This is a genomic window from Phycicoccus elongatus Lp2, assembly GCF_000367525.1.
GTDB classification, from domain to species: domain Bacteria; phylum Actinomycetota; class Actinomycetes; order Actinomycetales; family Dermatophilaceae; genus Phycicoccus_A; species Phycicoccus_A elongatus.
In genome coordinates this window covers 2,139,187-2,147,167 of the sequence record NZ_HF570956.1, presented here as the reverse complement: position 1 = coordinate 2,147,167, position 7,981 = coordinate 2,139,187, and the positions used below count along the sequence as shown (strand labels likewise).

The window sequence follows — 7,981 nt, the reverse complement described above, 5'->3', positions numbered from 1 at the left end:
AGGCGCGCCGCCAGAGGACGGCGGCGACGACGAGGAGCAGGCCGGCGAAGGCGAGGAGCAGCGTGTGGCCGTCGACCCGGCGCGCCAGCGTCGTGCCGAAGACCGTGCCCACCGCGCCGACGACCCCGAAGACGAGCCCGTCCCGCCAGTGCACCCGGCCGGCGCGGGCGTGCTCCACGAGCGCGATCGCGGACGTGATGCCGACGATGACGAGGGAGGCCGAGGCGGCGTCGTGCGGGGCCAGGCCGAGGGCGAAGACGAGGACGGGCAGGGACAGGATCGCGCCCCCGCCGCCGAGGCTGCCGAGGATGACGCCGATGACCAGCCCGGCCACGACCGATGTGATCACGACGTCCTTTCGCTCGCTCGAATCAATACCCTAGGGGGTATCATGGCATCGTACCGCCCGGGGTGTGTCGCCCAGTGGGCGTCCGCGGCATACATCGGGCGCTCCGAGCGTTGTACGGCCCAGTCCAGACGAACCATTGAACCAAGGAGCCCCATGGCCACCGTCGACCTCACCGCTGACACCTTCGAGAAGACCGTGACCGAGAACGACATCGTTCTCGTTGACTGGTGGGCCTCGTGGTGCGGCCCGTGCCGTCAGTTCGCCCCCACCTATGAGGCGGCGAGCGGCACGCACGAGGACATCGTCTTCGGCAAGGTCGACACCGAGGCCGAGCAGGCGCTCGCCGGGGCGGCCCAGATCACCTCGATCCCGACGATCATGGCCTTCCGCGAGGGCATCCTCGTCTACGCGCAGGCCGGGGCGCTGCCGCCGGCCGGGCTCGAGAAGGTCATCGAGGGCATCCGGGCCCTCGACATGGACGACGTGCGGTCCCAGGTCGCGGCGCAGGCCGCCGCGTCGCAGGGCTGAGCCATACCACCCGGGGTACCATCCGCAGAGATCAGGTAAGACATGGGAAGGGACGTCATGGAGCTCGACGCCGACGAGATGCAAGCAGTCGTCAAGCGGCTCAAGCGCGCCCAGGGCCAGATCGGCGGGATCATCAAGATGATCGAGGACGGCCGGGAGTGCCAGGACATCGTCACCCAGATGGCGGCGGTGTCCAAGGCGCTCGACCGCGCCGGCTTCGCCACGATCTCGCTGGGGCTGCGCCAGTGCGTCTCGGACCCGGAGCACAACCCGATGGACGTCGCAGCCATGGAGAGGCTCTTCCTCTCCCTCGCCTGACATGGAGGCCGCCGACTGGGATGCCCGGTATGCCGCGACCGACCTCGTGTGGTCGGCCGCGCCCAACGTCTGGGTCGAGGAGCTCGTCAGCGGTATGCCGCCCGGCCGGGCCCTCGACATCGCGGCCGGCGAGGGCCGCAACGCCCTCTGGCTCGTCGAGCAGGGCTGGGAGGTCGAGGCCGTCGACTTCAGCCCGGTGGCCGTGCAGCGGGTCGCCGACCTGGCCGCCGGCCGGCTCGGGGAGCGTGCGTCGCGGCTGACCGCCGTCGTCGGCGATGCCACCGCCCTCGTCGGTGAGGGCGACCGGGACCTTGTCGTCTTCTGCTACCTCCACCTGCCCCGTGACGAGTGGGATGCCGTGATCGCGGCCGGTCTGCGGGCCTGCCGGCCCGGGGGCACGGTGCTCGTCATCGGCCACGCGCGCCGCAACCTCCTCGAGGGGGTGGGCGGGCCGCAGGACCCGGCGATCCTCCTCGACCCCGAGCACGTCGTCGCCTCGGTCGAGGGCCTGCCGGTCGTGGTCGAGCGGGCCGAGCTGCGACAGCGGGTCGTCCCGGACGCGGACCGTCCGGCCCTCGACACCGTCGTGCTGCTCCGTCGCCGCTGACGCCCGTGCCGGGCGTCGAGGTCGAGCGCGTCAGTGACGCGGTGTGGCGGGTCGGCACGCCCACCGTCGGGCTCACCAGCGTCCTCGTGCGCGGTGAACAGCGGGCCCTCGTCGTCGACACCGGCGGCGGGCCCCGGCAGGGCCGTCAGGTCCAGCGGGCGGTGCGCGAGCTGACCGCCCTCCCGCTCGTCGTCGTCAACACCCATGACCACTGGGACCACTGGTTCGCCAACGCGGTCCTCCTCGACGAGCCGGGGTCGGCGGCCGAGCAGCGCCAGGCCTGGGGACCGCCCGCAGTGGCGTGGGAGGCGCGCGCCCGCGAGCAGTGGTCCGAGGCGCTCGGGCACGAGCCGGAGCTGCGTCCCGACGTCCTGCGACCACCGACCGGCACCCTCGAGGACGGTGCCGTCCTCGACCTGGGCGGGCTGCGGGTCGAGGTGCGCGTGCTCGGTGGGCACACGGCATACGATCTCGCGCTCGTGGCCGGGGAGGTGGCCATCCCCGGCGACCTCGTCGAGGAGAGCGGGCCCCCGCAGCTCGACCGCACGTCATCCCTCGACCGCTGGGTCGAGTCGCTCGACGTGCTGCTGGCGACGGGGACGCGGACCTTCGTGCCGGGCCACGGCCGGCCCGTCGACCGAGCCTTCGTGGTCGATCAGCAGCGGTGGCTCGCGGCCCAGCGCTCGGGTGGGACCCGGCTGACCCGGAACCTCGGTCCCTGACGCAGCAGCTCCCGCGTCCAGATCGAACCACCGCGTCACGGAACCGGGCGGGCCGCGAGAGAGGCCGCCGGCAGGTTCAGCTCGTGCCGGCGCGCCAGGTCGTGTAGCCGCCGCTGAGGTTGCGCACGTCCTCCCACCCGCGCTGGCGCAGGATCCGGGCGGCGACGTGCCCGCGCAGGCCGACGGCGCAGTGGACCACGACCGGGCCCGCGGGCACCTCGTCGAGTCGGTCGCGCAGCTCGTCGACGGGGATGTTGAGCGCGCCCTCGATGGAGCCCTTGGCGAACTCCGAGGCGGTGCGCACGTCGATGAGGGCCGCTTCGGAGGCGAGCGCCGCGTCGAGCTCGTGCCACTGGATGCACGCGGACAGCCCGGAGTGGAGGTTGTCGTCGATGTGGCCGAGCATGTTGACCGGGTCCTTCGCCGACCCGAACTGCGGGGCGTAGGCGAGCTCGAGGGCGGCGAGGTCGCGGGCGCGCAGGCCAGCCGTCATCGCGGTGGCGATGACGTCGATGCGCTTGTCGACGCCCTCGCGGCCGACGCCCTGCGCGCCGAGGATCGCGTCGGTCTCCGGGTCGACGAGCAGCTTGAGCGCCATCGTCGCGGCGCCGGGGTAGTAGGTCGCGTGCGAGGCCGGGTGGGTGTGGATGGCGCGGTGGGCGCGTCCCGCAGCGCGCAGGCGCTTCTCGTTCCAGCCCGTCGCGGCGACCTGGAGGCCCAAGACGCCGACGATCGCCGTGCCGAGGACCGGTCGGTCGGTGCCGCCGTCGCCGGCGATGACGTCGGCGACCCGACGGCCCTGGAGGTTGGCGGTGTTGGCGAGCGGGACGAGGGCCTGCTCGTGGCTGAGCCCGTCGACCTTCTCGACCGCGTCGCCGACGGCGTAGACGTCGGGGGCACTGGTGCGGAAGTGCTCGTCGACGGCGATGCCGCCCCGGTCGCCGACCCGCAGGCCTGCAGCCTGGGCCAGGGTGGTGTCCGGCCGCACGCCGATGGCGGCGACGACGAGGGCGGCCGGCAGGACGGTGCCGTCGTCGAGGGTCACGTCCTCGACGCCGATCGCGGTCACGGACCGACCGAGGTGGAGGTCGACGCCGGCGGCGCGCAGGGCCCGGTGCACCGGGGCGACCATCTCGGGGTCGAGGGGGGCCATCACCTGGGGGGTGGCTTCGACGAGGGCGACCTGCATGCCGCGGTGGACGAGGTTCTCGGTGAGCTCCACGCCGATGAAGCCCCCGCCGATGACGACGGCGGTGGCCGGCTCGGGGGACTCGTCGTCGAAGCCGCGGGCCTCGACGCCCTGCGCGGCCGCGACGGCGGCCACGAGGACATCGGTGTCCTCGATGTCGCGCAGGGTGAGGGCGCGCTCGATGCCGGGGATCGGGGGGCGCACCGGGCGGGCGCCGGGGGAGAGGACGAGGGCGTCGTAGGTGACCTCCTCCTCGACGCCGGAGGCGAGGTCGCGCAGGGTCACGCGGTGGGCGGCCGGGTCGATGGCCACGGCCTCGGTCCGCACGCGCACGTCGAGCTCGAAGCGGGCCCCCAGCGAGGCCGGCGTCTGCAGGAGCAGCGCCGACCGCGCCTCGATGACCCCGCCCACGTGGTAGGGCAGGCCGCAGTTGGCGAAGGAGACGTGGCCACTGCGCTCCACGACGATGATCCGCGCAGTCTCGTCGAGACGGCGCAGCCGGGTCGCGGTGGACATGCCGCCGGCGACGCCGCCGACGATAACAACGGTGCGTGACGCGCTAGACATGACACAATGATACCCCCTAGGGTATCGTCCTGCAGGACCGGACCCGACCGTGGAGGAACCAGCATGTGCCGAGCAGTGACCTGCCGTAAGTGTGGCAAGACGACGTGGGCCGGCTGTGGCCAGCACGTCGACCAGGTGTTGCGGGGGGTCCCGCAGGGTCAGCGCTGCCAGGGGCACCAGGACGAGCCCGGACAGGGCTTCTTCAGCAAGCTCTTCGGTCGCTGACGCGACCCACGACGGGCCGACGCCACCGGCGTCGGCCCGTCGTCGTGTCCGGCGTCAGCCCGTCGTGCCGCCATTGGCCGCTGCCGCCTCGAAGGCCGGCAGATGGCTCTCCTGCGAAGCGCGCCGGAGGTTCTCGAACACGCGGGTGAGGGCCTGGTCGCCGGCGACCTGGTCGATGAGCCGGTCGTAGAGCGCGACATTGTCGACCTCGCCCTCGGCCCAAGCCGTGGCGGCCGCCAGCAGGTCATCAGGGGCCGTGACCTTCCCGAGGTAGGGGTTGGCGGGCACCTCGACGCCCATCCGCTCCAGCTGCCGCACGAGGGCCGCGATGTGCCGCTCCTCGGCCGCGGCGATCCGCGCATAGGGCTGCACGGTGCCGTGGCGGTCGAGGACCGCGGCGTAGCTCGCGTAGGCGGCATACTCACCGGTCGGGTCCATGAGGGCTGCCCAGGCGGCCTGCTCCGCGGGGGTGTCGACCGTGGCCGGCGCGGCCGTGGCCCCGGGAGCGAGGGTGCTCGTGGGCTCTGAGCCGGCAGGCGCCGGGGTGGACGCGGTGGTCGATGGCCCCGTGGCCGCCGATCCGGCAGACGGTGAGCCGGTGGTGACCGTCGGTGTGGGGCCGGTGGCGGCCCCCGGTGAGGCCGCGCTGCAGGCCGTCAGGCCCAGGAGGGCCACGGCCGTGAGGATGAGGGCTGCGCTTCTCGTGGTCATGCCTCAGTCATACCCCCGGAGGTATGAAGCAGGTTGTCAGCTCCCTGTGGGTGTGCTGTGTCCGCTGTGTGCCATGGGGCGGGCGCTCCCGGACACGAACCATCCCCTTCGCCCGTGGCTGGTGAGGGCGTATGCCGCCCGCTCGAGCTCCCCGGGGATGTCCCGGTCGAGGTGGCAGCCGCCGGCCCAGGCGCCCCACACGGGTTGGACCACTGCCTGGGCGCGCGCGAGAGCCGGGTGGTCGCTCGTCGTGTGCTCGACGAAGTGGAGGGCGCCGCCGGGTCGGAGGACGCGCGCGATCTCCGCCAGCGCGTTCGTCAGGGCGGGGATCGTGCACAGGGTCCACGTCGAGACCACCGCGTCGACCGATGCCGTCGACAGGTCGAGGCCGGCGGCGTCGGTGCCGACCCGCTCGACCGGTCGGCCGAAGGCGGCGATGCGCGGCAGGGCGCGCTCCCACGCCAGGTCGGCCGGCTCGACGGCGAGCACGCCCGTCACGTCGGGGCCGTAGTGCGCGAGGTTGCGGCCGGAGCCGAAACCGACCTCGACGACGAGCCCGCGCACGGCGTCACGGCCGCAGGTGGCGGCGCGGAGCTCCTCGACCTGCGGCCCCGACATGGTGCGGTCGACGAGCCGCGGCAGGACGTGCTCGTCCCACCATCGTGGAGCCCTCATGACGCCAGTGTGCGTCAGTGATGGCCCTTGAGCACCATCCGCATCATGCGCGCGTTGATGAGGGCGAAACGGCCTGCCTGCAACGGGAGGCTGCGCCGGGCGCGAAGGGTCCGCTTCGTGGGGAGCGGCGCCTTCGTGAGGTCGGCGGTCGGGGTGACGGGCTCGGGGCCCGCGCCGGGGGTCGTCGTCATGGGGTCACTCCGGGATGAACTGCCAGCCGAAGCGGGCCTTGGCCTTGTGGATGAAGAGGTGGTGCAGCATGAGCTTGGTCCAGTGACCCGCGAGGCCGATCTCGCCGCGCGTGTCGCTGAGGTCGCGTCCGGTGGCGAAGCGGTCGAAGTCCGGCACGATCGGCATCATCGTCATCGAGGCCGCCGATCCCTTCCGCAGGCCGGTGCCGGCCGAGGCCACGCAGGCGGCGCCCATCCGGGCCATCGAGGCCTCGACCGGGCGGGCCGAGGGGCCCTGCTTGATCCGGGCCGCGATCGACTCGGCGGCCACCTTCCCCTGCACGCCGGACGGCATGCCGGTCCGGGGCGGCGAGGGGGTGATGACGGTGCCGCGGGGGCTCCTGCGGGGCCGGGAAATCTGGTGCGGCGGGGCGAAGGCGATGCCGGCGGCCCAGATGTTGTCGTAGCCCTGGGCCATGTAGGTCAGCGGCCAGTCGTCGGCCTTCCACTCCTCGTAGGGCTTGCCCGAGTAGTCGGCGTCGACCTTCATGAAGCCCGAGGGGGCGAAGAGCTCGCTCGTGATGTCGTTCCCCGCCCGGTCCTTGGCCCACAGTGGGACGCCGCCGAAGGGCGGCAGCAGCATCGCGAAGTCGAAGGCGAGGGTGTGGTCCTGGCCGTCGAGGGTCTCGTAGTGGACCAGGCCCGACTCGACCGAGTGGACGTGCGCCCCGAGGATGGCATCGACCTCGCGCTCGCGGAACAGGGAGGCGGTCCAGAGCTCGCTCGTGGTCTCGAAGCCGTTCTGCCCGAAGGTCATGCCGCCGACGCCGAAGTCACCGAGCGCGGCCTCGTTCGTGAGGTAGATGAGCCGGGCGCGGTCGCGGACCCCGGCCTGCCGGAGCTCGTGGTCGACGTTGAAGACGTACTCGAAGGCTGCGCCCTCGCAGGTGCAGGTGCCGTGGCCCATGCCGGTGACGAGGGTCTGCGACTCCCCGGCGCGCAGCCGGTCGATCGTCTCGGCGAGGCGGGCCGCGGCCTCGACGGCGTGGTCGGCGGTGCACACCGAGACGGTGTGCCCGTGCTGCGGGCCAAGCCCCTCGGTGGCGCCGAACTTCAGCTGCGGGCCGGTGGCGTTGACGAGGTAGTCGTAGTGGAGGGTGCTGGACTCGCCCTGCCGGTCCGGCGCGGTGGACTCGACCTCGACCGCCGGGCGGGAGTCGGCCGCGCCCTCGATGCCGGCCGGATGGAGGCCGACGGCCTTGGCCTGGACATAGGCGATGCCCTGCTTGGCATAGACGGGCGCGAGCGGGAAGACGACGTCCGACTTGCCCATCTGGCCCACCCCGACCCAGATGTTCGACGGGATCCAGTTCCACTGGCTGTTCGGTGTCACGACCGTCACGGTGTTGTTCTTGGGCAGCAGCCGTCGCAGGTGCAGCGCGGCGGTGTGGCCGGCGACGCCGGCTCCCAGGACGACGACGTCGGCCATGGGGTCCTCCTTCGACGCGGTGGTGCGGTCGGTCCGGCCGCTGATCCGAAGGTATACCCCCATAGGTATATTGACAAATACCCTAGGGGGTATGAACCCCTAGCGGGTGGGGTCGACGAGGACGATGCCCCGCGAGAACGAGGACCCCATGTCGGGCAGCGCCTTGGCCGCGGCTTCGAGCCCCAGGGGTCCGCGACCGTCGAGCATCGAGGCCAGCGGGATGCGACCGGCCCGCACGTCGTCGAGCAGCGCGGGGTAGGCCCGCGCGTCCATGCCGTGGCTACCGAGGACGTCGAGCTCCCACGCGATGACCCGGTCCATGGGTATCGGAGCGGCCCCGGCGGCGGGCGGCAGCAGCCCGACCTGGACGTGTCGGCCGCGGCGCCGGAGGCAGAGCACGCCCGCGCGCGCCGTCCCGGGCGAGCCGAGGG

Annotated in this window: 11 protein-coding genes and 1 pseudogene; 5 read left to right on the top strand and 7 right to left on the bottom strand. The window is 72.9% G+C overall.

Annotation, left to right across the window (positions count from 1 at the left end):
• Positions 1-349 (bottom strand): sulfite exporter TauE/SafE family protein (locus BN10_RS10375; protein WP_156917209.1); only part of this gene is annotated, 349 nt, incomplete at its 3' end.
• Between the two features lie 153 nt (positions 350-502).
• Between BN10_RS10375 and BN10_RS10370 the strand changes: the two genes are divergently transcribed.
• The 4 genes from BN10_RS10370 to BN10_RS10355 are packed head-to-tail and all read left to right on the top strand — an operon-like array spanning position 503 to position 2,524.
• Positions 503-877, top strand: coding sequence for a thioredoxin family protein (locus BN10_RS10370; RefSeq protein WP_040751461.1), 375 nt, complete (start codon positions 503-505; stop codon positions 875-877).
• 42 nt (positions 878-919) lie between these two features.
• Positions 920-1,195 carry a metal-sensitive transcriptional regulator gene (locus BN10_RS10365; RefSeq protein WP_010851196.1) on the top strand — a complete coding sequence of 92 codons (276 nt, stop codon included), beginning with the start codon at positions 920-922 and terminating at the stop codon, positions 1,193-1,195.
• A gap of 1 nt (position 1,196) precedes the next feature.
• Entirely contained in the window at positions 1,197-1,802 is a 606-nt protein-coding gene (locus tag BN10_RS10360; protein ID WP_010851195.1) for a class I SAM-dependent methyltransferase, read from the top strand.
• A gap of 5 nt (positions 1,803-1,807) precedes the next feature.
• Positions 1,808-2,524 carry an MBL fold metallo-hydrolase gene (locus BN10_RS10355; RefSeq protein WP_010851194.1) on the top strand — a complete coding sequence of 239 codons (717 nt, stop codon included), beginning with the start codon at positions 1,808-1,810 and terminating at the stop codon, positions 2,522-2,524.
• A 76-nt stretch (positions 2,525-2,600) separates the two neighbouring features.
• Here BN10_RS10355 and BN10_RS10350 read toward each other — a convergent pair whose 3' ends face one another.
• Positions 2,601-4,280, bottom strand: coding sequence for an FAD-dependent oxidoreductase (locus BN10_RS10350; protein WP_010851193.1), 1,680 nt, complete (start codon positions 4,278-4,280; stop codon positions 2,601-2,603).
• 63 nt (positions 4,281-4,343) lie between these two features.
• Here BN10_RS10350 and BN10_RS16910 point away from each other — a divergent pair, with 63 nt between their 5' ends.
• Entirely contained in the window at positions 4,344-4,505 is a 162-nt protein-coding gene (locus BN10_RS16910; RefSeq protein ID WP_156917208.1) for a hypothetical protein, read from the top strand.
• Positions 4,506-4,559: 54 nt separating this feature from the next.
• On the opposite strand, the gene BN10_RS17385 is transcribed toward BN10_RS16910, so the two are convergent.
• The 5 genes and pseudogenes from BN10_RS17385 to BN10_RS10330 form a co-directional block, all read right to left on the bottom strand.
• Complete coding sequence (locus tag BN10_RS17385; RefSeq protein ID WP_010851192.1) at positions 4,560-5,216, bottom strand: ferritin family protein; 657 nt, start codon at positions 5,214-5,216, stop codon at positions 4,560-4,562.
• 36 nt (positions 5,217-5,252) lie between these two features.
• Positions 5,253-5,891, bottom strand: coding sequence for a class I SAM-dependent methyltransferase (locus tag BN10_RS10340; protein WP_010851191.1), 639 nt, complete (start codon positions 5,889-5,891; stop codon positions 5,253-5,255).
• A gap of 14 nt (positions 5,892-5,905) precedes the next feature.
• A complete protein-coding gene (locus BN10_RS17380; RefSeq protein ID WP_010851190.1) occupies positions 5,906-6,082 on the bottom strand; it encodes a hypothetical protein in 177 nt (58 codons plus the stop codon).
• Positions 6,083-6,086: 4 nt separating this feature from the next.
• Positions 6,087-7,550, bottom strand: a complete 1,464-nt coding sequence (locus BN10_RS10335; protein WP_010851189.1) for an NAD(P)/FAD-dependent oxidoreductase — start codon at positions 7,548-7,550, stop codon at positions 6,087-6,089.
• Between the two features lie 99 nt (positions 7,551-7,649).
• A pseudogene (locus BN10_RS10330) lies at positions 7,650-7,981 on the bottom strand (alcohol dehydrogenase); the annotation flags it as partial.